Genomic DNA, 26696 nt, shown 5'->3' on the forward strand with positions numbered 1-26696 from the left:
AGGCGGAGTAGCGTTGTCGCATGACGGCGACACGGCGAGGCATCCTCGCCGTCGTCACCGCAGTGATCCTCCTCGCCCTGGGGCTCGCGGTCGGAGTCGTCGTGGGCGACGCGCTCGGGATCCGCACCGAGCCGGCGACCCAGATGCAGCCGGCCGAAGCCACGGTCGCCGACGTCGCCGACCCTGTCGCGCCGCCGGAGTTCACGACGATCGATGCTCCGGACACCGAGCGGGTGCGCGTCGCGGTGGCCGAGCTGACGGATGCCGTGGACTCCGCGTCTGCACGGGAGGGCGAGGCGTCGCTGACGGTCACGCTCCTGCCCACGTTCGTCGCTGAGACGGGTGACGGCTACACCCTCGAGGGGGAGGCAACCGGGCTGCGGATCAGCGCGACCTCCGAAGCCGGGGCCGTGCGCGGCATCTACGATCTCGCCGCTCAGGTGCGCGCCGCGCTGCCGGTGCAGGACCTCGTCGGCAGCCACGAGACCTCCCGTCTCCCGCTGCGGATGACCGACCTCGGCGCCGTCGGCGTCCTTCCCGACCCGGCGCAGTGGCAGTCCGGCGACGACTACTCGCACGCGTCGGAGGCGTTCGCCGACGTGCTCCAGCCGGAGGCGCCGTACATCGACGAGGCGGCGCTCGCGGTGGCGTACGACGACTTCGACGCCTTCCTGCGGCACTCGCTCGCGAACGGGTTCAACGCCGTCGCGTTCCCCGGGTTCGTCGAGTTCGTCACGTTCGACGGCGTCCCCGGCGGCCCCGTCTACCTCGAGGGCGACGACCACCGCGACAAGGCCCTCGCGCTGGTCGAGGCGTTCTCGCCGTTCTGGGAGCGCGCCGACGAGCTCGGCGTGAAGGTGTTCCTGCGCACCGACATGCTCGCACTGACGGGCCCGCTCGAGCAGTACCTCACCGACCGCTTCGGCTCGCTCGACACCGAGAACCCCGAGCTGTGGGACGTCTACGCCGCGGGCCTGGACGAACTGTACGCCGCCGCGCCCGCGCTGGACGGGGTGCTCGTGCGCATCGGCGAGGCGGGCCCCGTCTACGACGTCGAGGGCTGGGACTACTACTCCGCCCTCGAAGTCACCACGGTCGACGCCGTGCGGGCGATGCTCGAGACGTTCTCGGCGCAGGCGGAGGCATCCGATCGCGAAGTCGTCTTCCGCACGTGGTCGGTGGGCGTGGGCGCCGTCGGCGACATGCACACGAACGCCGAGTCGTACGAGGCGGTGCTGGGCGGCCTCGACTCGCCGGCGCTCATCGTGTCGACGAAGTACACGCTGGGCGACTTCTACACGTGGCTCCCGCTCAACGACACCCTCGAGCACGGCTCGCAGCGGCGGATCGTGGAGTTCCAGAGCCGGCGCGAGTTCGAGAACTTCGGCGCCTTCCCCAACGATCTCGGCACCGAGTACCAGGCCGCGCTTCAGCAGCTCCTCGAGGCGAACGACCGGATCGAGGGCATCTGGGTGTGGACGCAGGACGGCGGCCCGTGGCGCGCCGGCCCGATGACGCTGTATCTCAAGGCCGGCTTCTGGCAGCTGTACGAGCTGAACACGCAGGTGGCGGCATCCCTCGCCCGCGATCCCGACGCCGACGTCGCCGCGGTGACCGCCGCGTGGGCGCGGGAGTGGTTCTCGGAGGACCCCGCGACCGTCGAGGCGATCGCCGAGGCCATGACCGCGTCGCGCGACGCCATCGCGCAGGGCATGTACATCGAGCCGTTCGCGAAGCAGCGGGTGTTCGCGATCGGGCTCGAGCCGCCGCCCATGATGTGGATCTTCGAGTGGGACATCCTCACCGGCGACTCCGCGGTGCTCGACGTGCTGTACGCGATCGTGCGCGACAGCGCGGCCGAGCCCGCTGCCGGGGTCCAGGCCGCCGTCTCCGGCGGCGAGCAGGCGATCGCGGCGGTCGAGCGCATGCGCGACACCGTGACGGCGACGGATGCCGCGACCTGGCGTTCGCCCGAGATCCGCGAGGCGTTCCTCTCGACGCTGGACTACGAGCTCGACACCCTCCGGCTGCTCGCGGCCTACCGTGCGATGATCCTGCACCAGGGGCAGTGGCACGACACGCTCTCGCCCGCCGCCCACGCCGCGTGGGACGCCGATCGCGCCGAGTTCGAGGAGCTCGCCGCGGCCCACCTCGACCGGTACGAGGGCGACATCGACCACCCCGCGTTCAACCTCACCGCGGCGCAGCTCGGAGTGGAGCGCGCCGAGCGGGACGCGACCATGGCGTGGCTCGCGCGCGGGCTGCTCGTGCTCGCGGCGGCCTGGGTCGTGATCGGCATGCTCGCGGCGCGCACGCGCCTGGTCGCCAGGCCCGGCGCCGCCGCCGCGCGGGCGACGTGGATCGCCTCGACCCGCCCGTGGCGGGCCCGCGAGTCGACGCTGGGCATGCTCGAGCTCGACCGCTGGCTGCTGCTGGTCGTGCCGGTCGCGCTCCTCGTCGCGACGCGGGCGGTGCAGACGTCGTTCCTGTCGTGGACGCACCTCGCCGTCATCATCGGGGCGTGGGCGGTATTCGCGCTGGTGCTCCGCCTCTTCGTCTGGAACCGCTCGCCGTGGCCCGTCATCGCCGCCGTCGGCGGGGTGGTGATGCTCCGCTGCATCGTCACGCTCTTCGCGCTGTCGTTCACCGGCCCCGGCGGCTACTGGTTCGCGTTCTGGACCGACCCGGTGCTGCGCACCCTCTACATCGCCGTCGCGTTCGCGCTCTTCGTCTGGGTGTTCGTCGCGGCCGGCTGGGCGCTCGCGGCCCAGGTGCGGGCGCGGCGCGCGACCGGGGCGGTGCTCGCCGCGGTCGGCGCCGGGCTGCTGGGGCCGTCGGCCGTCGTGGGGCTCGTCGGCCTCGAGGCGGCGCTCACGCTGTGGAACGACGAGCTCGGTCTGCTGCCGTGGGGCCTCGCGCGGATCCTCGGCATCACGACCTACCTCGAGATCCCGGATGCCACACCCTGGGCGGCCGCGGCCGTCGGCCTCATCCTCCTCGTGGCGGGTTCGCTGCTGGCGCTGCCGTGGCGCAGGCGAACGGCATCCGTCCCCTGAGCCGGGCACTCGGCCGCGTTTCGTATCGTGGTCCCTCGTGTAACGGTTGGGAGAAAATTCCGATCGAGAGATGACATACGGTTGTTTCTTCCATAGTGTGGTTTCGGCTGGAAGGTCCACGCACAAGGGAGTTCTCATGAGGAAGCGCATCTTGCCCATCGCCGTGTTGGGTGTGGCAGTACTCGGCATCACCGCCTGCAGCGGTGGTGGCGGCGGAGACGACTCGGGCTCGAGCTCGGGCGAAGGAAAGACGCTCGACGTCTGGATCATGCAGGGAACGAACCCCGACGCCGAGCCGTTCTTCGACGAGGTGGCCGAGGCGTTCGAGGAGGAGACCGGCGCCACGCTCAACGTCGAGTTCGTGCAGTGGGCCGACGCCCACGACCGGTTCGTCACATCGATCGCGGGCGGCACGACGCCCGACGTCGCCGAGACCGGCACGACGTGGACGGCGGAGTTCGCCGACGCCGGCGCACTCGCGCCGATCGGGGAGTACGTGAGCGAGGCGGGCCTGGACGACGACCTCGTCGAGGGGCTCGTGAAGGCGGGCACCTACGAGGACGAGCTCTACGGCATGCCGTGGTACGCCGGCGTCCGTTCGCTGGTCTACCGCACGGATGTCTTCGAGGAGCTGGGTCTCGAGGCCCCCACCGACTGGGCCGAGCTGCGCGAGGCGGCTCTGGCCATCAAGGCGGCCAAGCCGGACATGACCGCCATCGCGGTTCCCGGTGACGCGGAGTTCACCGTCTACCCGTGGGTCTGGGGCGCCGGCGGCGAGGTGGCCACCGAGGACGGCGGCGAGTGGACGAGCGAGCTGGATTCCGCCGAGTCGATCGAGGGCCTCGAGTTCTGGACGGGCCTGGCCACGCAGGACGACCTGTCGTCGGCGGGCGCGACCACCTGGAAGGAGACCGACGTGCTGGACGGCTTCGCCGCGGGCACGGTCGGCATGGGCGTCATGGGCTCGTGGACGCCGTCGGCGATCGTCGAGAAGAACCCCGACATGGAGGGGAAGTTCGCCGCCATCCCGATCCCGGCCGAAGACGGCGGCATCGCCCCGTCCGTGCTGGGCGGCTCGCACCTCAGCGTCTTCGAGACCGCGGACGACAAGGACCTCGCGTTCGCGTTCGTCGAGCTCATGACCACCGGCGAGTTCGCCGAGAAGTGGGGCGCGCAGAGCGGCTACTTCCCGGGCCAGACCTCGCTCCTGGAGGAGACCATCGCCAACGCCGACCCCATGGTCGTGCCGTTCGCGACGCAGATGGTCGAGGGCGGCGCCTCGCTGCCCGTCACGCCGACCTTCGGCGCCGTGCAGGCGAAGAAGACGACCAGCGCCATGATGCAGGCGATCCTGTCGGGTCAGAAGGACGTCGAGACGGCGGCGACGGATGCCGCGGCCGAGATGACCGCGACGCTCAACGGGCAGTAAGAGACCGACGCATGGCCTTCATGACCCAGGCGCCGGCGGCGGAGGAGCGCACCTCCTCCGCCGCCGGCGCGGCGGTCGCGACGGGAGGATCCCGCCGTCGCCCGATCGACCGCCTCCGGCCCTGGATGCTCCTCGCGCCCGCACTCATCGTGCTCGCGGGGCTCCTCCTCTGGCCCCTCATCCGGGTCGTCCTCTTCTCGTTACAGGACTACGGCCTGCGCGAGATCGTCTCGGGCGAGCCGAACTTCATCGGCGCCGACAACTACGTCGAGGCGCTGACCAGCCCCACGCTGTGGACCGTCGTTCTGCCGAACACGGTCGGCTTCGCCGCGCTCGCCGTCTTCGGCACCGTCGCCTTCGGCACGCTGGTCGCGCTGCTGCTGCAGTCGCTCGGCTCCTTCTGGCGCACCGTCGTGGCGAGCGCCATCATGGCGGCCTGGGCGATGCCCGCCGTCACCGGCACCTACGTGTGGGTGTGGATCTTCGACGCCGACCGCGGCATCGTGAACCAGCTGCTGATGCAGCTCGGGCTCATGGCCGAGCCCTACAACTGGTTCACCAACCGCTGGTCGTTCTACGCCATCGTGCTGCTGAACGTCATCCACCACGGCTTCCCGTTCGTGGCCGTCACGGTGCTCGCGGGGCTCCTCGGGGTGCCGAAGGAGACGCTGGAGGCGGCATCCCTCGACGGCGCCGGCGCGTGGCGCCGCTTCTGGAGCATCACGTTCCCGCAGTTGAACCAGGTGTTCGCGGTCGTCATCATCCTGTCGACCATCTGGGACTTCAAGGTCTTCGCGCAGGTGTACCTCATGCCCGGCGGCGCCGGATCCAACCGCGAGGTGCTGAACCTCGGGGTGTGGTCGTACGTCGAGTCGTTCGGGCAGAACCGCTACGGCTTCGGCTCGGCGATCGCCGTGCTGCTCACGCTCCTGCTGCTCGTCATCACCGTCGTGTACGTGCGGCGCCTGCTCAAGGAGGACCACCTGTGACCCGGCCCTCGCTCGCGCGACGCGCCCTGAAGGGCGTCGCGGTCTTCCTCCTCCTCGTCTTCACGCTCTTCCCGACGTACTGGATGCTCGTCAGCGCGGTCGACGAGAACCCTTCCGGCGGTGCCGAGCTGGTGCCCCGTCAGTTCACTCTCGACCACTTCGTCTACGTGCTCACCGACGGCGGCTTCGCCACGTTCCTGCGCAACTCCGCGGTCGTGGCGCTCGTCGTCGTGCTGGCGTCGGGGCTGCTCGGCCTCCTCGCGTCGATCGCCGTCGCGCGCTTCCGGTTCCGGCTGCGCACCCAGATCGTCATGATGATCCTCATCGTGCAGATGGTGCCGCTCGAGGCGCTCGTGATCCCGCTGTTCGTGCAGGTGCGCGACCTGCAGCTGCTGGGCACGCTCCTCGGTCTCATCGTCGTGTACACCGCCCTCGCCCTGCCCTTCGGGATCTGGATGCTGCGCGGCTTCGTCGCGGCCGTCCCGGTCGAGCTCGAAGAGGCGGCGTACATCGACGGCGCCTCGTGGTGGCGCATGTTCCGGTCGGTGCTGCTGCCGCTGGTCGCGCCGGGCCTGGTGGCCACGAGCGTGTTCGCCTTCATCACCGCGTGGAACGAGTTCATCTTCGCCATGACTCTCCTCGGTGGCGTGACCGAGAACTACACCGTCTCGATCGGTCTGCGGCAGTTCTTCGGCCTGCACTCCAACGACTGGGGCTCGGTCATGGCGGCGTCGACCATCATCACGATCCCCGTCATGGTGTTCTTCATCATCGTGCAGCGGCGCCTGTCCAGCGGCTTGGTGGCCGGGGCGGTGAAGGGCTGACATGGGCGTCCACGAACTGGTGCCTGGCGTCCTGCTGCCCGGATTCGCCGGTCCGCAGCTCCCGGAGTGGCTGCGCGCCGAGCTCGAGCGCGGGCTCGGCGGCGTGTGCCTCTTCGCCGGCAACGTCGACGCCGGTGATCCCGATGGCACCGCCCGTCTGGCCGCCGCCATCCGCGCGGTGCGCCCCGAGACGCTCGTCGCGGCCGACGAGGAGGGCGGCGTCGTCACGCGACTCGAGGGCCGGGACGGCTCGACCCTGCCGTCGCCTGCGCAGCTGGGCCTGGTGTCGACCGCGGTCGCGGAGCGGGTCGGGGCGGTGCTCGGCGAGCGCGCGCGTCGGGCGGGGATCGACCTCCTCCTCGCGCCGAGCGCCGACGTCAACGACAACCCGGCGAACCCCGTGATCGGAGCCCGGTCGTTCGGCGCCGACCCGTACGAGGTCGCCGCGCGGGTCGCGGCGACGGCGCGCGGCATCCGTTCCCGCCAGGGTGTGTCGGCCTGCGTCAAGCACTGGCCCGGCCACGGCGACACCGACGTCGACTCGCACCGCGGCCTGCCGACTGTGCCCGCAGCGACGGTCGCGCGTCATGCCGAGCCCTTCGCCGCCGCGATCCGCGAGGGCGTGCCCGCCGTCATGACCGCGCACATCGTGGTTGCGGAGTGGGGCGCCGAGCCGGTCACCGTCAACCCCGACGCGATCGCCCGGCTGCGGGCCGAGGGCTTCGACGGCGTGGTGATGACGGATGCCGTCGACATGGCCGCCATCGCCGACACGTACGGTCTCGGGGGCGGGGCGGCTCGCGCTCTGGCCGCGGGCGCCGACCTGGTCTGCCTCGGCAATCCCGAGCTCAAGGGCGAGGACGCGGCCGCGCAGTACGCCGAGGTCACCGCGGCCATCGCCGCCGCGCTCGACGACGGTCGCCTCGCGCCGGAGCGGCTGCGCGAGGCGCACGGCCGCGTGGCCTGGCTGGCTGCGCGGATGACCGCCGCGCGCACGGCCGGGGAGGGCGAGACGGATGCCACGGCTCCGATGTCCGTCGCCCCCGATGACGTCGCGGCGATCGGGGCCGCGCTGGCGGAGGCATCCGATCCGTCCGCCGTCTCGGCGCTCGCCCGCATCGAGCGGATCGTCGACGCGCGCGCCGGTGCCACGCAGGCGGCCGCGACACGGGCCGTCCCCGTCGTCGACACGCTGCGGCAGCTCGCGGGGCCCGCGTCCGGCGGAGGCTCCGGCGTCACCGTCGTCGTGGCCGATCGGCCGAGCGCCGCGCAGCGGGCGGTGATCGAGCGCGTACGCGCCGCGGGGGAGAGCGTCGTGGTCAACGTCGGCGCCATCCCCGGCGGCTTCGACGCCGCGGTCGTGCAGCTCGGCGCCGACTCGCGGCTATCGTCCGCGATCGTGCGGTCATGGGCGGGGGAGAGCCGGTGAGGGTCCTCGCGCTGCAGTCCGGGACGAGCGCCGACGGAATCGACGCGGCGCTGGTCGTCATCGAGCCGTCCGACGACGGCCTCGACCTGGAGATCGAGCGGTGGGGCACCGAGCCATGGCGTCCCGACGAGCGGAGCCTCGTGCTGCGCGCGGTGCACGGCGGCCGGCTCGATCCGGCCGAGTGGTGCGCGCTGCAGACCGCCGTCGGACGGGCGTTCGCGCGCGCGGCCGTGCGCTTCGCCTCTGACGCCGACCCCGTCGACGTGGTGTGCTCGCACGGGCAGACCGTGTTCCACGGCGTCCAGGGCGGCGCGGTGTGGGGCACGCTGCAGGTCGGCGAGCCGGCCTGGATCGCCCGCGCCACCGGCTGCCCGGTGGTCTTCAACCTCCGCGTCGCCGACGTCGCCGCCGGCGGCCTGGGTGCGCCGCTCATCACCGCGTTCGACGAGCGGTGGCTGGCGGCGTCCGCCGAGGAGACCGGCGTCGCCGTAGCGTCGCTGAACCTCGGCGGCATCGCCAACGTCCAGGTCGTCCAGGCCGACGGGAGCGCGTCCGGCTTCGACACGGGACCCGCGAACGCGCTGCTCGACGCGTGGATCAGCCGGGCCACCGACGGCGCGGAGACCTTCGACCGCGACGGCGCGCATGCACGTGCCGGACGGGTCGACGATGCGCTGCTCGCACGTCTCCGCGCGCATCCGTACTTCGCGCTCACCGCCCCCAAGACCACCGGCCGCGAGACGTTCACGATCGGCACGGTCGACGAGGCCCTCGACGGCCGTGAGCTGCCGCTCGCCGACGTCTGCGCGACGCTCCTCGAGCTCACCGCCACGACGGTGGCCGACGCGCTCGCGGGCACCGCCCCCGATATCGGCCGGGTCGTCGTCTCGGGCGGCGGCGCGCGCAACCCCGTGCTGATGGCACGACTCGGCGAGCATCTCGGCGTCCCGGTCGAGCCGAGCGACGCATGGGGAATCCCGGCCGACGCGCGCGAGGCCGTCATGTTCGCCCTGCTGGCCTATCTGTCGGCGGCCCGCGTCCCCCTCGAGCTTCCCGGCACCCCGGCCGGCCGCGCCGCCGTCGCCGGCCAATGGGACCTGTCAGCCGCACCCCTGCCTGTCCCGCCCACCGTCCCCGCGGCACCGCCGCCGCGCCGCCTGCGCGCGCACACACGAGAGGAGCGATCGTGAGCATCGTCGCCGTCGATCTCGGAAAGACCGGATGCCGCGTTCGAGCGACCTCCGGCACCACCGTGTCATCCGCCGCCGCGGCGGGAGTGCCCGGCCTCGCCGACGCCGAAGGCGACGCGCGGGCGTTCACCGCGATCGTCGCCGCCCTGGGCGAGTTGCCGGCGGGGATGCGCGGCAACGTCTCGTCGATGGGCGTGGGCGCGGCCGGTGCCGAAGCCGCGCCCGCGGCGGCGCAGGCGCTCGCCGAGCGCGTCGCCGCGCACGTCGAGGCGCCCGTCGCCGTCACCAGCGACGCCGTCACTGCCCACGCCGGCGCCTTCGCCGGGACCCCGGGCACCATCGTCATCGTCGGCACCGGGACGGTGCTGCTCACCCTCGACGGCGCGGGCGCGCTGTCGCAGGTGGACGGCTGGGGCCCGTGGCTCGGCGACGAGGGGAGCGGCCGCGCGATCGGCCAGGAGGGCCTGCGGGCGGTGCTCGCCGCGCACGACGGGCGCGGACCGGCCACCGCGCTCACGGCCGCCGCACTCGAGCTGCACGCACCCCTCAGCACGCTGCCCCGGTGGGTCGCCGACACGGCGGCGCCGGCCCGGCAGCTCGCACGCTTCGCCCCGTTCGTGCTCGAGGCGGCGGCCTCCGGCGACGCCGTCGCCCGGGGCATCGTCGACCGGGGGGTCGAGGCGGTCGTGACGGCCTGCTCCGCGGCATCCAGCCCCTACTGCCTCCTGGGCGGCATCGCGGGATCCGGCGTCTTCGGCGACGCGCTGCGCGCCCGTCTGCGCGATCGAGGGCTCGCCGTGGCCGAACCGTTCGGCGACGCGCTGGCCGGGGCGGAGTTCATCGCCCGCACGCCGGGCAGCGTCTATGAGAGGAACGTGGTGCGCCATGGTTGACCTGGACGATCTGCGGCGCCAGCTCGCCTCGCTCACGACCGAGGCGATCGACCCCGACTTCAGCGACCTCGACCTCATGACCACGCCCGAGCTCGTCGCGGCGATGATCGACCACAACCGGCAGGTCACCGACGCGCTGACCGACGCGTCGCACCAGCTCGCCTCCGCCGTCGACGCCGCCGCCGAGCGCATGCAGCGGGGCGGGCGGCTCCTCTACGTCGGCGCCGGGACGCCCGGTCGTCTCGGCATCCTCGACGCCAGTGAGATCCCGCCGACGTTCGGCGAGCCGGCCGAGCGCGTCGTCGGCATCATCGCGGGCGGCGAGCGGGCGATCCAGTGGGCCGTCGAGAATGCTGAGGACGACGTCGCCGCAGGCCGCGCCGACATCGCGCGTGCGGGCGTGGGCCCCGACGACTGCGTGGTGGGGCTCACCGCCTCGGGCCGGACGCCCTATGTGCTCGGCGCGATCGCCGAGGCCAGGGCGCGCGGCGCGGCAACGGTCGGCGTGAGCTGCAACCAGGACTCGGAGCTGTCGGCGGCCGCAGACGTGGGGGTGGAGGTCATCGTCGGGCCCGAGCTCGTGGCCGGGTCGACACGGCTCAAAGCCGGCACGGCGCAGAAGATCGTGCTCAACACCATCTCGACCTTCGCCATGGTCCGCATCGGCAAGACCTACGGCAACCGCATGGTCGACGTGCGCGCGACGAACGAGAAGCTCCGTGCCCGGGCGGTGCGCACGGTGATGGGAGTGGCCGACGCCGACCCTGTGCTGGCGCGCCGCGCGCTCGCCGACACCGGGTGGGAGGTCAAGCCCGCGATACTGATGTGCATGAGGGGATTGACCGCGGATGCCGCGGCTCGCGCGCTGTCGGACACCCAGGGGCGACTGCGTGAGGCGCTGGACCGCACGCGCGAGGCGGTGTGATGGACGTCCTGCTCCGCGTGCGCCAGTCGCGCGACCGCCTCAGCGCGTCCGAGCGCCGGGTCGCCGACGCGGTGCTGGCCGACCCCGAGGTCGTGCGCACCTCGACGATCATGCGGCTCGCCGATGTCAGCGAGGCGTCCCAGTCGACGGTCGCCCGGTTCTGCCAGAGCCTCGGCTACCCCGGCTACCGCGAGTTCCGCCTCGACGTCATCGCCGCGCTCAGCCGCGATCAGGCGCAGCGGGTCAGCTTCGACATCGCCGAGGGCGAGATCGGCTCCGACGACTCGATCGCCGACACGGTCGCGAAGATCGCGTTCCAGGAGGTCCAGGCGATCCAGGACACCGCCCAGATGCTCGACACGGATGCTGTCGCCCGCGCGGTCGACGCGCTCCGCTCGGCGCGTCGCATCGAGCTCTACGGCGCGGGGGCCTCGTCGCTCAGTGCGCAGGACCTGTTCCAGAAGCTCAGCCGGATCGGCAAGCCGGCCGCCGTGTCAGTCGACATCCACCTCGCCCTCGTGCAGGCCGCCCTGCTCGACGACGCGTCCGTCGCGGTCGGCGTCTCCTTCCGCGGCGAGACCCGCGAGACCCTCGACTTCCTGGCGACGGCGCGGCGCACCGGCGCCCTGACGATCGGCATCACAAACGCGGCCGAGTCGTCGCTCGACGACGTCTGCGACATCGTGCTGCACACCAGCGTCCGCGAGAGCCGCTTCCGCAGCGGCGCCATGGCCAGCCGCATCGCGCAGCTCGCGCTCATCGACATGCTCTTCGTGCTCGTTCTGCGGCAGGACTTCCCGCTCATGACCGAGAGCCTCCGGCGCACCTACGACGCCGTCAGTTCCCGGCGCCCTGACCCCGGAACCGCCGTAAGCTTCTGAGCACCGCACCGATCGGAAAGGGCACCCGATGACTCTCGAAGACATCCCCGTCACCACCATCCGCGGCGAGCAGACCACGTTCGGCGCGCTGGTCGACGGCCGCGTGGCGCTCGTCGTCAACGTGGCGTCGCGGTGCGGGCTGAGCCCCCAGTACGAGCAGCTCGAAGCGCTGCAGAAGGCGTACGCCGACCGCGGCTTCACGGTCGTGGGGTTCCCGAGCAACCAGTTCCTGCAGGAGCTGTCCAGCGACGAGGCTGTCGCCGAGTACTGCTCGACGACGTGGGGCGTGACGTTCCCGATGTCGGAGAAGGTGCGCGTCAACGGCCGCAGCGCGCATCCGCTGTATCAGGAGCTGACCGGCACCCCCGACCTCGACGGCAAGCAGGGCCGCATCACATGGAACTTCGAGAAGTTCCTGGTGAGCCCCACGGGCGAGGTCAAGCGGTTCGCGCCGCAGACCACGCCCGACGCGCCCGAGGTCGTCGAGGCGATCGAGGCCTGGCTGCCGGGCGACTAGCGGATGCGGTGCGCGGCGCCCGGCCACCTCTAGGCTCGGGGCGTGGGCGGTGCGCAGAAGGACCTCGCGATCGGGACGGTGCTCGGCGACATCATGCGCCGCGCGGCGGACGAGGTGGCCCGCACCGAGGCGCCGGCGCTGGCCGACGAGCCGGACGGCGTGCACCAGCACCGCGTGCGGGTGCGGCGGCTGCGCAGCGTGCTGGCCGGGTTCGAGGAGTCTTTCGACACCCGCCAGACCGAGCGGCTCCGCGTCGCGTACGCCGAGTGGGGGAGCCAGCTCGGGGTCGTGCGCGACATCGAGGTGCGGGCGAGCGTCGCGGCCGAGACGCTGGAGCTCGCGGGGATCGACGACCCGGCGGTCGTCCGCAGGCTCGTCGACAGCGAGCGCGAGGCGTATCCGGTTGCCCACGCGCGCCTCGTCGAGCTCGCCGCGTCACCCCGGGCGCAGGAGCGCGGCCGGGTGCTGCGCCGCTTCGTCGAGGAGATGCACGTCGTGGCGCACGACAGCCCGGCCACGGCGGTGCTGGCGGAAGTGCTGCGCGCGCAGGTGAAGCGCGTCCGCAAGGCGGAGCGCCGGCTGGACGACTCGGCCGAGCGGTTCCACGACCTGCGCAAGGCCGCCCGACGGGCCAGGTACGTCGCCGAGGCGATCGCGGACGCCGTCCCGGACTTCCTGCCGAAGCCGGTGCAGGCGATCGCCGAGGCGGGCGACGACCTCCACGACGCGCTCGGCGGGCACCGAGACCTCACGCTGCTGGCCCGGCACGCCCGCCAGGAGGGGGCCCGCGCGGCGCACGCCGGGCAGTGGTCCGAGGACTACGAGACACTCGCCGCGCTCGCGGACGACGCCGCCGATGACCTGCTGAGCGATGTCGGCCCCGCGGTCCGTCAGCTGCGGGCGGCGGCATCCGACCTGCCCTGACGTCCCCGCGCCCGCGGCGGTGTCGGTGTCGGTGCGCGCGCCTAGACTTGACGGGCAATGACCGACGCCAGCACCCCCATCATCGTCGGCAGCGACATCGGTCCGCGCGCGTCGTCCGCGCGCGCGGACGACGACCTGCTGGCAGGCCTCAATCCTCCGCAGCGCGAAGCCGTGACCTACCGCGGTCAGGCGCTGCTCATCGTCGCGGGCGCGGGCTCGGGCAAGACGAGCGTGCTGACCCGGCGCATCGCGTCGCTGCTGCGCAACCGCGAGGCGTGGCCGAGCCAGATCCTCGCGATCACGTTCACCAACAAGGCCGCCGGTGAGATGCGCGAGCGGGTCGAGCAGCTCGTGGGCGACTCGGCCCGCGGCATGTGGATCTCGACGTTCCACTCGGCGTGCGTGCGCATCCTGCGGCGCGAGGCCGAGCAGTTCGGCTTCACGAAGTCCTTCACGATCTACGACTCCGGCGACTCGCGGGCGCTCATCAAGCGCCTGGTGAAAGAGCATGAGGCCGACGCGTTCGGGCTCACGCCGGCCGCGACGCAGTCGAAGATCTCGCGCCTGAAGAACGAGCTGGCCGACGCCGAGTCCTACGCCCGCACCGCGAACATGAACGACCCCGCCGAGCGGGTCTTCGTCGAGCTGTTCGCGGCGTATCAGCGCGAGCTGCAGCGCGCGAACGCGTTCGACTTCGACGACCTCATCGCGCAGACGGTCTTCCTGTTCCGGGCGTTCCCGCAGGTCGCCGATGTGTACCGGCGCCGGTTCCGTCACGTGCTCGTCGACGAGTACCAGGACACCAACCACGCCCAGTACGCGCTGATCCACGAGCTGACCCGGCCGCCGGGATCGGATGCCGCGCCCGTCGCGGCGTCGGGCGGCATGATGATCTTCGAGCCCGAGCCGGCCGCCGAGGACGGCGCCTCGCTCACGGTCGTCGGCGACTCCGACCAGTCGATCTACGCCTTCCGCGGTGCCGACATCCGCAACATCAGCGAGTTCGAGAAGGACTTCCCGGGCGCCAAGGTGGTGCTGCTCGAGCAGAACTACCGCTCGACGCAGAACATCCTGTCGGCCGCGAACGCGGTCATCGGCCACAACTTCGACCGCAAAGACAAGAAGCTGTGGACCGACGTGGGCGCCGGCGAGCAGATCGTCGGCTTCACCGGGTACTCGCAGCACGACGAGGCGCAGTTCGTCGCCGACGAGATCGAGGTGCTGCGGCGCGCGGGCGTGGACTACTCGCAGATGGCGGTGTTCTACCGCACCAACTCGCAGTCCCGTGCGCTGGAGGAGATCTTCATCCGCTCGGCGCTGCCCTACAAGATCATGGGCGGCACGAAGTTCTACGAGCGCGCCGAGATCAAGGACGCCTTGGCCTACCTCGTCGCCGTGGCGAACCCCGCCGACGAGATGGCGATGCGCCGCATCATCAACCGGCCGCGGCGCGGCATCGGCGACGTCACCATCGAGACGATCTCGCGCTACGCCGTCGGCGAGCAGATCACGTTCCGCGACGCGCTGGCGAACTCGTCCGCGCTGGGCGTCGGCCCCAAGATCCAGGCCGCCATCGCGCATCTGGACGCGGTGCTGGCCGAGGCATCCGAGATCATGCTCCCGTCGTCGGGCGAGCTCGCACCGCCCACGGCGGTCGCCGAGGGGCTCCAGCTGCTGCTGAACAAGAGCGGCTACTACGACGCCCTGCGCGCCAGCAAGGACGCGCAGGACGAGGCGCGCATCGAGAACCTCGACGAGATGGTGGCCGTCGCCCGCGAGTTCGCGCGCAACAACCCCGAGGGCACGCTGCTGGACTTCCTCACCGAGGTCGCGCTGGTGTCCGACGCCGACGACCTCGAAGACGCCTCGGGCTCGGTCTCGCTCATGACGCTGCACACCGCCAAGGGCCTCGAGTACGACGCCGTGTTCGTCACGGGCGTCGAGGAGGACCTCATCCCGCACCGCATCTCGGCGGGGGAGCCCGGCGGCCCGCAGGAGGAGCGGCGACTGTTCTACGTCGGCATCACGCGCGCCCGCAAGCGCCTCTACCTGTCGCTGGCGATGACCCGCGCGCAGTTCGGCGAGGTCACGGTGGCGATGCCGAGCCGCTTCCTGCAGGAGATCCCCGCCGAGCTGCTCAACTGGCGCCAGTCGCCGGGCGACGTCAACTCGCGCGGCGGCACCCAGTCGCGGGCGCTCAACGCGCGGCGCGGCTCGGGGTCGGGGTTCGGCGGCTCCGGCAAGCGGTACGGCGACGACCTGGTGCCGCTGGCCCGGCGCGAGCCGTCGGCGAACCTCGAGCGCTTCGCGAACCGGATCCCGTCGAAGGTGCGCGACAACGGCGACCTCGTGCTGGCGCCGGGCGACCGCATCCGCCACGACGACTTCGGCGAAGGACGCGTGGACGCCGTCACCGGCGACGGCGCGAAGCGCGTGGCGCACGTGCGCTTCGACGCCGCGGGCCCGAAGAAGCTGCTGATCAAGATCGCGCCCATCGAGAAGCTCTGACCCGCTTCCGTCGGCCGATCCTCAGTCCGGACCCAGCCGCGACCGCCACCAGGCGACCGAGGCGACCGAGGCCACCAGCGCGCCGAGGGTGTTGAGCAGGATGTCGTCCACCGACGCGACGCGGCCGAGGTCGAGGACGAACTGGAGCACCTCGACGACGAGCGCGAGCCCCGCGACGATGAGCGCGACCACGAGGGGGACCAGCCCCGGACGGGCCAGGCGCAGGCGGATCGGCAGGAAGAAGCCGACGGCGGCGAAGGCGAGCAGGTTGCCCACGATCTGGGCGGCGGCATCGGAGTCGGAGAGCAGATCGACGAGGTCGTGGAACGGCACCGGGTCGATGCGGCTCCTGCCGGCCCGCGCCGCGAGGATCATCCAGAGCCAGGGCAGCGTGCCGACGACGATGCCGACGTCCGCCACCGTCGCCCGCCACGCCCAGCGGCGCTCCCAGCCCTGGTCGATCCGTCGCTGCGCGAGCACGATGGCCACGATCGCCCCGATGGGGACGCCCGCCAGCACCGCGATGAGCACGACGTCCCCGTACCGCTCCCACGCAGGCATGAGGCGATCCTGTCAGTCCCGGCGCCGCGTGTCTCCGGGTCGTCTCCGGGGTGTCTCCGGGGCGGGGCGTACCGGACGCAGGATGGGCGGGGTTCAGGGGCACTGACGGCCGCGACGGTCCGCCGCTTCGTGGCGGCGCGGGGTCGAGCACGCGGGTTAGGCTCGGGCAATGGCCTTGTTCTCGCGCCGTCCGAAGAAGCCCGCCGAGTCGCCGACGCCGGAGCCGGAGCCGGCCGCGGCGCCGGACGCCGAGGTCGCGCCGGAGCCCGCCGCCGCCGAGGCAGCGGGGCAGCCGGATGCGACGCCGGCCGAGGCGGCCACCGCCGCGGAGACGCCGGCCGGGACCGATGCTCCGGCCCCGCAGCCGGAGGCCGGCACGGATGCCGCGGCCTCCGTCCCCATCTCGGTCTCGTCGTTCGGCGGGCTCGGCGTCGGCCCCTCCACATCCCGGCCCGCCGGCCAAGCGACGACACCGACGCCCGCCGCTGCCACCACCACGCCCCCTGCGCAGCGCCCGCGGGTCGGGGTGCGGGAATGGATGCGCACGGCCCCGGAGCAGACCGAGACGATCCCGGGACTGCGCGACAACGTGCTGCTGCACGCCGCGCTCGGCCGCGTCGGCGACGCGCCTCCCGCGCAGGCATTGCTGGACGTCGCGCGCCAGCTGCTGCAGGGCCACGTCTTCCTGCGGGTGAAGGGCGACGCGCGAGCGCTGCTCGCCGAGGGCAAGGGACTGCCGCTGGCCGTCGCGACCGTGGGCGAGCGCACCTTCGCGCTGGTGTACTCCAGCGGTGCGGCGCTGCAGGCGAGCCTGCGCGCCGACGGCGACGGCGACACCTCGGCGATGGCGCAGCCGGTGCTCACCGTGCTCCAGCACGTCGTCTCGAGCTCGCACGACGGGATCATCCTCGACCCGGCGTCGTCGCCCTCGCGGGCCGTGCTGCCCAAGGAGCTGCTGCAGCGGGCGCTCGAGCAGGCCGACCCGAAGCTCACCCTCAAGACGCTGCTCGCCGCCGAGCGGACCCTCGCGGTGACCACGGAGGTCGCCGAGGCGCTCACGCGCGTGCCGCTGTGGGTCGCGGTCGGCACCGCCGAGAGCGGAGCGCGCGGGCTGGCCGAGAGCCGCAGCACCGACGGGACCCGCCACCTCGAGGTGTACTCCCACCCGCTCGAGGTCGCGGTGATGGGACGCGGCGACAGCGCCGCGCCGATCACGCCCTTGCAGCTGTCGCGCGCCCTGCGCACCGACGAGGGCATCACCGGCGTGCTCGTGGATCCCGCCGGTCCGTGGCTGCGTCTCACCCGCGACGAGCTGGCCCCGGTCCTCGCGCTGAGCTGAGGCCGCAACGTCACCGGCGGCGGCGGGGTGACGGATGTCGCGGCTCCCCGCTAGCGTCGGATCCATGGCGTCGCCGCGCATCACCCTCACCGTTCCCGGTCCCGACGGCGATCGCGAGGTGGGGATCTCAAACCCCGACCGCGTGATCTGGCCGAAGCTCGGGATCACCAAGCAGGAGCTGGCCGAGTACCTCATCGCGGTGCGAGAGCCGTTCCTGGCGGCCAACGGCGACCGGCCGGTGTCGCTCGAGCGGTTCCCCGAGGGCGTCGAGGGCGAGCGCTTCTACTCGAAGAACCCGCCCAAGGGCGCGCCGGCGTTCGTCGAATCGCGCACGGTGACGTACAACAGCGGGCGGCGGCATCCGCAGATCGTCCTCACCGAGATCGCCGCGGCGGTGTGGGCCGTGCAGATGAACACGATCGTGTTCCACCCGTGGGCCTCGCTCACCGCGAACACCGACAACCCCGTCGAGCTGCGCATCGACCTCGACCCCCAGCCGGGGACGGGCTTCGCCGATGCCGCCGCCGTCGCCCCCACCATGCGCGACGTGCTCGCCGAGGCGGGGCTCACGGCGTTCCTCAAGACCAGCGGCAATCGCGGCATCCACGTCTTCTGTCCCATCGAGCCGCAGTGGGAGTTCCTCGACGTGCGGCACGCGGTCATCGCCGCCGGCCGGGAGCTCGAGCGGCGCCTGCCAGACAAGGTCACGATGAACTGGTGGAAGGAGGAGCGCGGCGAGCGCATCTTCATCGACTTCAACCAGGCCAACCGCGACCGCACGATGGCGGGCGCCTACAGCCCCCGCGCACTCCCCACGGCGACGGTCTCGACCCCGCTGACGTGGGACGAGCTGGAGGCCGGCGTCGACCCGGGCGCCTTCACGGTGCGCAGCGTCCCGCAGCGCATCGCCGACCAGGGCGACCCGTGGGCCGAGCTGCTCGCCAGGCCCGGGCGCATCGACACGCTGCTGGAGTGGTGGCGGCGCGATCTGGACGCCGGGCTCGGCGAGCTGCCCTTCCCGCCGGACTTCCCGAAGATGCCCGGCGAGCCGCCGCGCGTGCAGCCCAGTCGCATCAACCCGGAGAACTGGCAGTAGGACGCGCCCGATTGCACGGCGGTTGCACGGCTCATCGTCCGCCGCGGGGCCGACGACGCTTCCGTAGCTTCGCTGGGAGCCGGAATGACCGGCCCCTGAGCATCGGAGCACACATGTCCATCCCCGGCTTCAAGCCCCATGGCATCACCAACGTCCACGTCAACCACACCGGTCCGCGATCGTCGTTCGCCCTCGCACTGGCAGGAGCCGTCATGGCGGGCGCCTTCGTCCTCACCGCGTGCGCGCCGGCCGCCAGCCCGACGGCCGCCGAGGCCACCGCGGCTTCCGAGCCGTCGCCCGCCCCGAGCGATGCGGGCGCGGCCGGCACGCAGCCCGCCGGGGGCGCGGCATCCGTCCTCGCCATCGAATCCGACGCCGTGCTGGCATGGCAGGACCGCTGGTACGACAACTTCTGCAGCAGTGCGGTCATCGCCCTGGGCGACGAGAACTGCATCGGCATCGCGCTGGAAGGTGTCGAGCAGGCGCGCACGGCGCCCGAGCGCATCGAGGCCGAGGTGCCGTCGGGAGCGCTCGGCGACGAGCTGCGCGCCGCGGCGGCCGAGGTCGCGGCGGCCGGCGAGGCGTTCCTCGCCGCGAGCTGCGACACCGTGCCGACGGAGTGCGTCGCCGAGACCGACGACCTCACCGACGCGGTCCGGATGTACGGCGACGTCGTCGCCGAGGTGGTCGCGGCGAGCTGACCCGCCGTACCCGGGAGCGGGCTGCGATCGACGGATCGCGGCCCGCTCTTCGGCGTCTGCGGGCCCTTCGATTGCACAGCGGTTGCACGGTGCAACGCCCGCCCCGCAGCACCGTTGCACGCCAATAGCTTGCTCAACCATGAACACGACCACACACCGCTCACGCCGCGGCCTCGCTCTCGCGGGTGCCGCCCTCACGGCCACGTCGGCGCTCGCGCTGACCGGCTGCATGTCCTTCACCGTCTCGCCCGGCCAGGGCGCCGCCGGCGGGGCCGGCGGCGCCGGAGGCGTCGGCTTCGACGACATCCAGACCGCCACCATCCAGATCGAGGCCGTCGGCACGTTCGTCTCGCCCGAGATGGGCGGATACGAAGCAGCCGGACGCGGCTCGGGGTTCCTCATCAGCGAGGACGGCCTGGCCGTCACCAACAACCACGTCGTCGTCGGCGCCGGCACGCTCAAGGTGTGGCGCGGCGGCGACACGTCCGAGACGCTCAACGCGAAGGTCCTCGGCTCGTCGGAGTGCCTCGACCTCGCGGTCATCCAGCTGCAGGAGGACGACTACCCGTACTTCTCGTGGCACGAGGGCGACATCACCACGGCCACTGACGTCTACGCGGCCGGGTTCCCGCTGGGGGACCCCGAGTTCACCATGACGCGCGGCATCGTGTCGAAGGCCGACACGGCGGTCGACACCCCGTGGGCGTCGCTGGACCACGTCATCGAGCACGACGCGCGCATCCGCGGCGGCAACTCGGGCGGTCCGCTCGTCGACGCCGACGGAAGGCTCATCGGCGTGAACTACGCCGGCAACGACCTCCACGACCAGAACCTCGCGATCCACCGCGACGAGGTGCAGCAGGTGCTCGACCAGCTGGCCGCCGGCGAGAGCGTGCTCAGCCTCGGCATCAACGGCACCGGCCTCATGACCGAGGAGGGCGAGGGCCTGGGCATCTGGGTGAACTCGGTCGCCTCGGGCTCGGCCGCCGACAAGGCCGGCGTCGAGCCCGGCGACCTCATCACCAAGATGGAGGGTGTCAGCGTCGGCACCGACGGCACGATGGCCGACTACTGCGACGTGCTGCGCACCCACGGCCAGGATGCGACCCTGGGAGTCGAGCTGTACCGCCCCGCGGACGGCATCTACTACACCGGCCAGTTCAACGGCGAGCCCGTCGAGGGCGTCTCGGTCGCGAGCGAGGCGGGCGCGAGCTCGGGCGGCTCCGGCGGCGGCGCCAGCGCCGCGGCGGACTTCGTGTCGGTCGTCGACGACACCGGCAGCGTGACCGTCGACGTGCCGGAGGCGTGGTCGAGCATCGACACCAGCGTCTACACCGACCCTCGCGGCGGTCAGTGGGCCCGAATCGACGCCTCGACCGACGTCGCCGCGTTCGCGAGCGGCTGGTCGGTGCCCGGTGTCTCGGTGGTGGCGGCTCCCGCAGCCACCGCGACGATCCAGCCCGAGGAGTGGCTGCAGATGACCGCCGACTACCTCACCCAGTCCGGCTGCTCGCAGCAGGCGATCGACGAGTACGCCGACGACCTGCACTCGGGGGTCTTCCAGTACTGGACGGGCTGCGGTGAGACGGCCGCGGACTACCTGATGCTCGCCGCGTACTCCAACGACGGCCAGTACCTCATCGTGCTGTCGGTCACCGCGCTGAGCGAGGGCGACTTCACCGCGATCGACCGCGCGCTGGGAAGCTTCCAGGCGGCGTTCTGACACCTGGGCGACACGGAGGAGCGGATGCCGCGGCACACTGCGTGCCGCGGCATCCGCTCGCTCGTGGGTGGCGGATTGCAGCGCGCCGCGCCTGCCGACCCGTCCGCGATTGCACCAAGATTGCACCGTGACCCGCGCCCGGCGGCGCGGGCCGCGGCGCGCCTAGCATCCTGAGAGACCACGAACCGGAGGAGACCGACGCGCATGGGGATCGACATCGAACTGCTCGGGGCGTTCGGACTGCGGATCGACGGGAGCGCGGTGCCGGTGCGCGGCGACCTCCCGCGCGCCCTGCTCGCGCGTCTGGCGAGCACGCCGCGCGAGCTCGTCCCGTCGGAGGAGCTCATCGCCGACGTCTGGGCAGATCGTCCCGAGAACGTGGTCTCGACGCTCCGCGCGCACCTGTCGCGACTGCGCAGCGCCGGCCTCGGCGCGTCGATCGTCGGCGCGCGCGGCGGCTACCTCATCGACATCCCGCGGGAGCGGGTCGACCTCACGCGGTTCCGCGACGACCTCGCGCAGGCCGCGCAGATCACCGACGCCGAGCAGCACCTGGCCCGCCTCGTCGAGCTGGCGGGGATCGCGGGGCAGGAGCCGCTCGCCGACCTCGACGGGCATCCGTTCCTGGCGCGGCTGCGCGCCGATCACCTGGAGGAGCGGCGGCTGCTGGACGAGGACCTCGCCGAATCGGCCATCGAGCTGGGCGACGACAGCCTCGCCACCGCCGTGCTGGCCGGAACCGTGGAACGCCACCCGCTGCACGAGCGGCCGGTGCGGCTGCTCGCCCTCGCCCTCGCGCGCTCCGCGCGCTACGCCGACGCGCTGGCCGTGCTGGACGGCTACCGCGAGCGGCTCACCGACCAGGGGCTCGACGCCTCGGCCCGCGTGGACGCGCTGCGGGCCTCGATCGTGCGGCTCGACCCCGCCGTCGTTGCGCCGATCGGCATCGGCGGGACGGTCAACCGCGTCGGCATCGCCATCCCGCTGACCCGCTTCATCGGACGCGGGAGCGACCTGCTCGCCCTGCGCGAGGCCCGGCGCGGGCACCGGCTGGTCACCGTCGTGGGGCCGGCGGGAGTGGGCAAGACCCGGATCGCCGTGGAGCTCGCGCGCGAGGCGACCACCGCCCTGGACGACGACCAGTACATGGTGGACCTCGCCGACATCCGCGACCCCGACGACGTCGTGGCCGCCATCGCTGCCGTCGTCCGGGCGCGCGAGCTCAGCATCGACGGCATCGTGCGCCGCCTCAGCCGCGGTCGCGTGCTCCTGGTGCTCGACAACGCCGACCATGTGATCGGCGCCCTCGCCGTCGCCGTCGACGCCCTGCTGGCCCAGACCGAGCACCTGCGCATCGTCGTGACCAGTCGCGAATCGCTGCGCCTCGCGCAGGAGCACGTCGTCGTGCTGCGTCCGCTCGTCGGCGACGACGCGGAGGACGCCTGGCGGCTGTTCAGCGAGCGGGCCGCGGATGCGCGCGGCGGTCGCGCCTTCCACGACGAGGAGCTCACCGAGGCCCGGCAGCTGTGCGCGCAGCTGGAGGGCATCCCGCTCGCGCTCGAGCTCGCGGCGGCGCGGCTGGACGTGCTGGACGTCGAGCAGGTGCGCGAGGGCATCGGCGGCCGCGGGGCGGGCACCGGCCGGCACGACAGCGTGCGCGCCGCGATCGGCTGGACGTTCGGCGAGCTGAACGACGACCAGCGGGCGCTCCTGGCGGACGTCGCCCGGTTCGCCGGGACCTTCACCGTCGGCGCCGCGGCCGGTACGAGCGGCCTGGACACCGCCCGCACGTCCGAGCTCCTGATGCAGCTCGTCGGTCGCTCGCTCGTCGCCGTCGACCGCAGCGGCACCGGCCGGCGGCGGTTCCGCGTGCTCGAGTCGACGCGCGAGTTCCTCGCCGATCGCGACGACCCCGCCCGCATCGCCGCGTGGCGGCTGAGGCACCGCTGGTGGTTCGCCGACCTCGCCAGCCGGCTCGGCCCGACCCTGCGCACGTTCGAGGCCCGCGACACCATGGCCGTGCTCGACGGCTTCCGCGCGGATCTCGCCGTCGCGTTCGAAGGCGCCATCGAGGCCGGCGATCGCGAGGCGGCGGTGCGCATCGCGGGCTGGCAGGCGCAGTACTGGTTCCTCCGCGGGCTGCTGCGGGAGGGCCGCACCCGCGTCGAGCGGGCCCTTGCGCTGCCGGGCGACCCGACCGACTCGGACGGGCTGGCCCTCACCGAGCTCGCCAACCTCGCCTACCAGACCGGCGACGCGATGGCCGGGTTCGAGGCGATCGCCCGCGCCCGCGCGGAGGGGGAGCGTCGCTCGGACGCCTCGGTCACCGCGGTCGCGCTGTCGCGCGAGGCGTTCGGGCGGTCGATGTTCGGCGAGCCGGACCTCGGCGAGCAGCTGATGGCGCAGGCGCTGGACCTGCTCCCCGACGCCCAGGCCTGGGCGCGCGCCGAGGTCCACATGTCGCTCGGCCAGCTGCGACGGGCGCAGGGGCGGCCGGACGACGCGCTCGCGGCGCTGAGCGAGTCGCACCGCATCGCATCCTCGGTCGGCTACACGTGGATGATCACGTCGTCGCAGTACATCATGGCCAAGTCGCTCGTCGACGCACGACGGCCACGCGAGGCGATCGCCGTCGCGCGCAGCGCGATCGCGGCTGCGCGTGCGAACGAGGACGCCGCCGGTGCCCTCGCCGTCGTGCACGTCGCGGCCGGCGCGTGCGCGTTCGTGGAGCGGCACGAGGTGGGCGCGCGCCTCATGGGCGCGGTGGACGAGCTCGGACGGCGCTACGACTACGACATCGCCGCCGCGGAAGGCGACGATGCGCGCCGCCTGCGGGAAGCCGTCGCGCAGGGTCTCACCCCCGGCGAGTTCGAGCACGAGTACCGCAACGGGCGCCGGCTCGGGTGGGACGAGGTCTCGGCGCTGATCGAGCGTCTTCCGCAGACCGCGCCGCTCCCCGCCGAGGCGACGGCGTGACAGCCGTGCGCATCGCGCTCTTCGGCGCCTTCGAGGTGTCCGGCGACGGTGCGCCCGAGGCGGTGCGGGGCACGATCCCGCAGGCGATCCTCGCGCGGCTCGCCCTCGAGCCCGGACGCGTCTTCTCGGCCGACGAGCTCGTCGATGCACTGTGGTCGGAGCCGACCGCCGCCGTCGTCAGCAGCCTCCGCGCGCACATCTCCCGCCTGCGCGGCCGCGGGTGGGGCGAGGCGCTCGTCGGCGGCCGCGCGGGCTACCGGCTCGAGCTGCCCCCGCAGGCGGTCGACATCGTCCGCTACCGCGCTCTCGTCGCCGGGAACGGCGCCTCGTCGCGCGCGGCCGAGCTCGAGGACGCCGACCGCCTGTGGCGCGGCGCGCCGCTCAGCGGGTTCGGCGAGTTCCCGTTCGCCCGGCCCGTCGCGGAGGACCTGGCAGCGCTCCGTCGAACCGCACTCCTCGAGCTGACCAGTCTGCGACTGGAGGCGGGGGATGCCGCGGGGGCGGTCGCCGCGATCTCGCCGCTGGCGCAGGACCTCGGCGACGAAGAGATCGGCGCGCTGTACGCCCGCGCCCTCGACCGCTCGGGGCGGACGGCCGATGCCCTGGCGACGATCGACGCGCGCGCCACCGCGCTGCGTGACACCGGCACCCGCCCGCCGCGGGACCTCGACGCCCTGCGTCTCGCGATCGCCCGGCAGGACGAGGCCGAACCTGCCGTGGTCGACCGCCCCATCGACCGTGTCGGGATCCCGGTCCCCGTCACGAGGTTCGTCGGACGCGAGAATGAGCTCGAGGTCATCCGGCGCGGCCGCGCCGAGTCGCGCCTGGTCACGCTCACCGGCCCCGCGGGGGTCGGCAAGACGCGCCTGGCGATCGAGGTCGCCCGGCGCGCACGCGCCGACGAGGACGAGCAGCAGCGGCTCATCGACCTCGCGGTCGTCTCGTCGCCCGACCGCGTCGTGGGCGCCGTCGCCGACGCCGTCGGCGCGGCCACCCACTCCGTCGACGCGATCGCCGACGCGCTCGGCGGCCGGCGGACGCTGATGATCCTCGACAACGCCGAGCACGTGCTGGGCTCCACGGCATCCCTGGCCGCCCGGCTGCTCGAGCGATGCGCCGGGCTCAGCATGCTGGTCACGAGCCGGGAGTCGATGCGGATGCCGGGGGAGCGGGTCATCGTCCTCGATCCGCTCTCGAGCGCGGCCGCCGGTGACGCCGTCGCGCTGTTCCTGCAGCGTGCGAGCGAGTCCAGCGGCATCCGCGACTGGAGCGCCGCCGAGATCGGCGAGGCTCAGCGCCTGTGCACCCAGCTGGACGGACTGCCGCTCGCCATCGAGCTCGCCGCCTCGCGCCTGGACGTCCTCACCCTGGAGGAGCTCGCCTCGTCGCTCGACGCGGCACCCACCGGGCCGCGGCGCGGAGGCCGTCATGACTCGATCGACGACGCGATCGCGTGGAGCGTAGCGACGACGTCGCCCGCCGAGCGTGCGCTGCTGGCGCAGCTGGCGGAGTTCTCGGGCTCGTTCACCCTCGACGCCGTCGCCGGCGTGTGCGACGCCGGCGACGGCGACCCCCGAGAGGTCGCGGTCGCCCTCGCGCGCAAGTCGCTCGTCGCCGCGGTCGCGCCGACGCCCGGCGAGCGCCGGTTCCGCGTGCTCGACACCGTCAAGCGCCACATGCGGGCGCGGCATCCGATCGAGGATCTCGAGTCGTGGCACCGGCGGCACGCGGCGTGGATGACCGAGGACGCCGAGCGTCGGGCGCCGCTGCTGCGCACCGCCGACAACCGCCGCGCACGGGCGGTGCTCACCGCCAACCGCGCCGACCTGGACGACGCGTGCCGGCGGCTCATCGACGGAGGGGACCGCCCCACGGCCGTGCGTCTGGTCGCCGCGCTCGCATGGCACTGGTACGAGCGCGGCAGCGGACACGAGGCGATCGCGACGATCGACCGGGTGCTCGACCTGCCCGGCCCGACCGCCCCCGACGCGGAGGCGACGGCGCTGTATGCCGCGTCGTTCATGCGGTCGGTCTCGGGTGACGTGCTGGCGACGCTGCGCACCATGGAGAGGTTCGCGCTGGTCGCCGACCAGGCCCAGGACCCCTCGCTGCCCATGATCGCGCACACGATGCAGGCGACGATCGCCGCGCACGGCGAGTCGGTCGAGGCGGCGGAGGCGGAGCTCGCCACGGCCCAGCGGCACCGGGAGCGCCTCGCCGACGACAGAGTCTGGGCGGTCGTGGACCACCTGTACATCCGCGGCGACGCACTGCGGGTGATGGGACGGCCCGCGCAGGCGCTGGACTCGCTCGAGCAGGCCTACCGGCTCGCCACCGAGCTCGGGCACACGTGGGCGCTCGCCTCCACCTGCTACATCACGGGCAAGGTGCTGACGCAGGTCGGCCGTCCGCGTGATGCGATGGGGATGCTGCGGACCGCCGCGCACCGCTCCGCCGAGCGGGAGGATGCCACGAGCACGGTCGCCGCCGTCAGCGGGTACGCGATCGCCCTCGTGGAGGCCGGCGAGCATCGCCGCGCCGCCGAGCTCTTCGGCGCGGTGGACGCGCTCGGCCCGCGGTTCGGCTTCCACCCCGTCCTCTCGGACGGCTCCTACGCGGCGCCCTTCCGCGAGCGCGCCGCTGCCGGGCTGGGAGCGGCGGAGTGGGACGAGGCGATCGCGCGCGGGCGGGACCGAGATCTGCGCTGGGCGCTCGCCCAGCTCGCGTGACGCGGC

19 protein-coding genes are annotated in these 26696 nt (G+C 73.0%); 18 read left to right on the top strand and 1 reads right to left on the bottom strand.

Annotation, left to right across the window (positions count from 1 at the left end):
* The first annotated feature begins 20 nt into the window (after positions 1 to 20).
* The 12 genes from V6R91_RS29540 to V6R91_RS29595 all read left to right on the top strand — a co-directional run bounded on the left by V6R91_RS29540 (position 21) and on the right by V6R91_RS29595 (position 15565).
* Positions 21 to 3056: a hypothetical protein gene (locus tag V6R91_RS29540; RefSeq protein WP_336398258.1), complete on the top strand. Its 3036-nt coding sequence runs from the start codon at positions 21 to 23 to the stop codon at positions 3054 to 3056.
* Positions 3057 to 3192: 136 nt separating this feature from the next.
* Positions 3193 to 4485, top strand: coding sequence for a sugar ABC transporter substrate-binding protein (locus tag V6R91_RS29545; protein ID WP_336398259.1), 1293 nt, complete (start codon positions 3193 to 3195; stop codon positions 4483 to 4485).
* 11 nt (positions 4486 to 4496) lie between these two features.
* Entirely contained in the window at positions 4497 to 5474 is a 978-nt protein-coding gene (locus tag V6R91_RS29550) for a carbohydrate ABC transporter permease (RefSeq protein WP_336398260.1), read from the top strand.
* Positions 5471 to 6298, top strand: a complete 828-nt coding sequence (locus V6R91_RS29555) for a carbohydrate ABC transporter permease (RefSeq protein ID WP_336398261.1) — start codon at positions 5471 to 5473, stop codon at positions 6296 to 6298. The genes V6R91_RS29550 and V6R91_RS29555 overlap by 4 nt, the downstream gene beginning before the upstream one ends.
* A 1-nt stretch (position 6299) precedes the next feature.
* Complete coding sequence (locus tag V6R91_RS29560) at positions 6300 to 7727, top strand: glycoside hydrolase family 3 N-terminal domain-containing protein (protein WP_336398262.1); 1428 nt, start codon at positions 6300 to 6302, stop codon at positions 7725 to 7727.
* Positions 7706 to 8917 carry an anhydro-N-acetylmuramic acid kinase gene (locus tag V6R91_RS29565; protein WP_336398263.1) on the top strand — a complete coding sequence of 404 codons (1212 nt, stop codon included), beginning with the start codon at positions 7706 to 7708 and terminating at the stop codon, positions 8915 to 8917. Before V6R91_RS29560 ends, V6R91_RS29565 begins: the two co-directional genes overlap by 22 nt.
* A complete protein-coding gene (locus V6R91_RS29570; protein ID WP_336398264.1) occupies positions 8914 to 9810 on the top strand; it encodes an N-acetylglucosamine kinase in 897 nt (298 codons plus the stop codon). Before V6R91_RS29565 ends, V6R91_RS29570 begins: the two co-directional genes overlap by 4 nt.
* Positions 9803 to 10735 (top strand): N-acetylmuramic acid 6-phosphate etherase, encoded by a 933-nt coding sequence (gene murQ / locus V6R91_RS29575; protein ID WP_336398265.1) that lies wholly within the window; start codon positions 9803 to 9805, stop codon positions 10733 to 10735. The genes V6R91_RS29570 and murQ overlap by 8 nt, the downstream gene beginning before the upstream one ends.
* Entirely contained in the window at positions 10735 to 11616 is an 882-nt protein-coding gene (locus tag V6R91_RS29580; protein WP_336398266.1) for a MurR/RpiR family transcriptional regulator, read from the top strand. The genes murQ and V6R91_RS29580 overlap by 1 nt, the downstream gene beginning before the upstream one ends.
* A gap of 28 nt (positions 11617 to 11644) precedes the next feature.
* Positions 11645 to 12133, top strand: coding sequence for a glutathione peroxidase (locus V6R91_RS29585; protein ID WP_336398267.1), 489 nt, complete (start codon positions 11645 to 11647; stop codon positions 12131 to 12133).
* 42 nt (positions 12134 to 12175) lie between these two features.
* Positions 12176 to 13057, top strand: a complete 882-nt coding sequence (locus V6R91_RS29590) for a CHAD domain-containing protein (protein WP_336398268.1) — start codon at positions 12176 to 12178, stop codon at positions 13055 to 13057.
* A gap of 57 nt (positions 13058 to 13114) precedes the next feature.
* Positions 13115 to 15565, top strand: coding sequence for an ATP-dependent helicase (locus V6R91_RS29595; RefSeq protein ID WP_336398269.1), 2451 nt, complete (start codon positions 13115 to 13117; stop codon positions 15563 to 15565).
* A gap of 21 nt (positions 15566 to 15586) precedes the next feature.
* Here V6R91_RS29595 and V6R91_RS29600 read toward each other — a convergent pair whose 3' ends face one another.
* Positions 15587 to 16126 (bottom strand): VanZ family protein, encoded by a 540-nt coding sequence (locus tag V6R91_RS29600; protein ID WP_336398270.1) that lies wholly within the window; start codon positions 16124 to 16126, stop codon positions 15587 to 15589.
* A 169-nt stretch (positions 16127 to 16295) separates the two neighbouring features.
* Between V6R91_RS29600 and V6R91_RS29605 the strand changes: the two genes are divergently transcribed.
* From V6R91_RS29605 to V6R91_RS29630, 6 genes are all read left to right on the top strand, one after another.
* The gene (locus V6R91_RS29605) at positions 16296 to 17465 is read left to right on the top strand and encodes an SseB family protein (RefSeq protein ID WP_336398271.1); all 1170 of its coding nucleotides are present in this window, start codon (positions 16296 to 16298) and stop codon (positions 17463 to 17465) included.
* A 64-nt stretch (positions 17466 to 17529) separates the two neighbouring features.
* Positions 17530 to 18561, top strand: coding sequence for a non-homologous end-joining DNA ligase (gene ligD / locus V6R91_RS29610; RefSeq protein WP_336398272.1), 1032 nt, complete (start codon positions 17530 to 17532; stop codon positions 18559 to 18561).
* 113 nt (positions 18562 to 18674) lie between these two features.
* Complete coding sequence (locus V6R91_RS29615) at positions 18675 to 19262, top strand: hypothetical protein (RefSeq protein ID WP_194397637.1); 588 nt, start codon at positions 18675 to 18677, stop codon at positions 19260 to 19262.
* Between the two features lie 139 nt (positions 19263 to 19401).
* On the top strand, positions 19402 to 20985 hold the full coding sequence (locus tag V6R91_RS29620; RefSeq protein ID WP_336398273.1) for a S1C family serine protease: 1584 nt from the start codon (positions 19402 to 19404) through the stop codon (positions 20983 to 20985).
* Positions 20986 to 21189: 204 nt separating this feature from the next.
* Complete coding sequence (locus V6R91_RS29625; RefSeq protein ID WP_336398274.1) at positions 21190 to 23961, top strand: BTAD domain-containing putative transcriptional regulator; 2772 nt, start codon at positions 21190 to 21192, stop codon at positions 23959 to 23961.
* On the top strand, positions 23958 to 26690 hold the full coding sequence (locus V6R91_RS29630) for a BTAD domain-containing putative transcriptional regulator (protein WP_336398275.1): 2733 nt from the start codon (positions 23958 to 23960) through the stop codon (positions 26688 to 26690). The genes V6R91_RS29625 and V6R91_RS29630 overlap by 4 nt, the downstream gene beginning before the upstream one ends.
* The last annotated feature ends 6 nt before the right edge of the window (positions 26691 to 26696 follow it).

It is taken from the genome of Microbacterium sp. CCNWLW41, from assembly GCF_037083505.1.

Coding starts and splice junctions, on each gene's coding strand:
- V6R91_RS29540 (WP_336398258.1), top strand. CDS start 21: ATGACGGCGACACGGCGAGGCATCCTCGCCGTCGTCACCGCAGTGATC.
- V6R91_RS29545 (WP_336398259.1), top strand. CDS start 3,193: ATGAGGAAGCGCATCTTGCCCATCGCCGTGTTGGGTGTGGCAGTACTC.
- V6R91_RS29550 (WP_336398260.1), top strand. CDS start 4,497: ATGGCCTTCATGACCCAGGCGCCGGCGGCGGAGGAGCGCACCTCCTCC.
- V6R91_RS29560 (WP_336398262.1), top strand. CDS start 6,300: ATGGGCGTCCACGAACTGGTGCCTGGCGTCCTGCTGCCCGGATTCGCC.
- V6R91_RS29565 (WP_336398263.1), top strand. CDS start 7,706: ATGGGCGGGGGAGAGCCGGTGAGGGTCCTCGCGCTGCAGTCCGGGACG.
- murQ (WP_336398265.1), top strand. CDS start 9,803: ATGGTTGACCTGGACGATCTGCGGCGCCAGCTCGCCTCGCTCACGACC.
- V6R91_RS29580 (WP_336398266.1), top strand. CDS start 10,735: ATGGACGTCCTGCTCCGCGTGCGCCAGTCGCGCGACCGCCTCAGCGCG.
- V6R91_RS29585 (WP_336398267.1), top strand. CDS start 11,645: ATGACTCTCGAAGACATCCCCGTCACCACCATCCGCGGCGAGCAGACC.
- V6R91_RS29595 (WP_336398269.1), top strand. CDS start 13,115: ATGACCGACGCCAGCACCCCCATCATCGTCGGCAGCGACATCGGTCCG.
- V6R91_RS29600 (WP_336398270.1), bottom strand. CDS start 16,126: ATGCCTGCGTGGGAGCGGTACGGGGACGTCGTGCTCATCGCGGTGCTG.
- V6R91_RS29605 (WP_336398271.1), top strand. CDS start 16,296: ATGGCCTTGTTCTCGCGCCGTCCGAAGAAGCCCGCCGAGTCGCCGACG.
- ligD (WP_336398272.1), top strand. CDS start 17,530: ATGGCGTCGCCGCGCATCACCCTCACCGTTCCCGGTCCCGACGGCGAT.
- V6R91_RS29615 (WP_194397637.1), top strand. CDS start 18,675: ATGTCCATCCCCGGCTTCAAGCCCCATGGCATCACCAACGTCCACGTC.
- V6R91_RS29620 (WP_336398273.1), top strand. CDS start 19,402: ATGAACACGACCACACACCGCTCACGCCGCGGCCTCGCTCTCGCGGGT.
- V6R91_RS29625 (WP_336398274.1), top strand. CDS start 21,190: ATGGGGATCGACATCGAACTGCTCGGGGCGTTCGGACTGCGGATCGAC.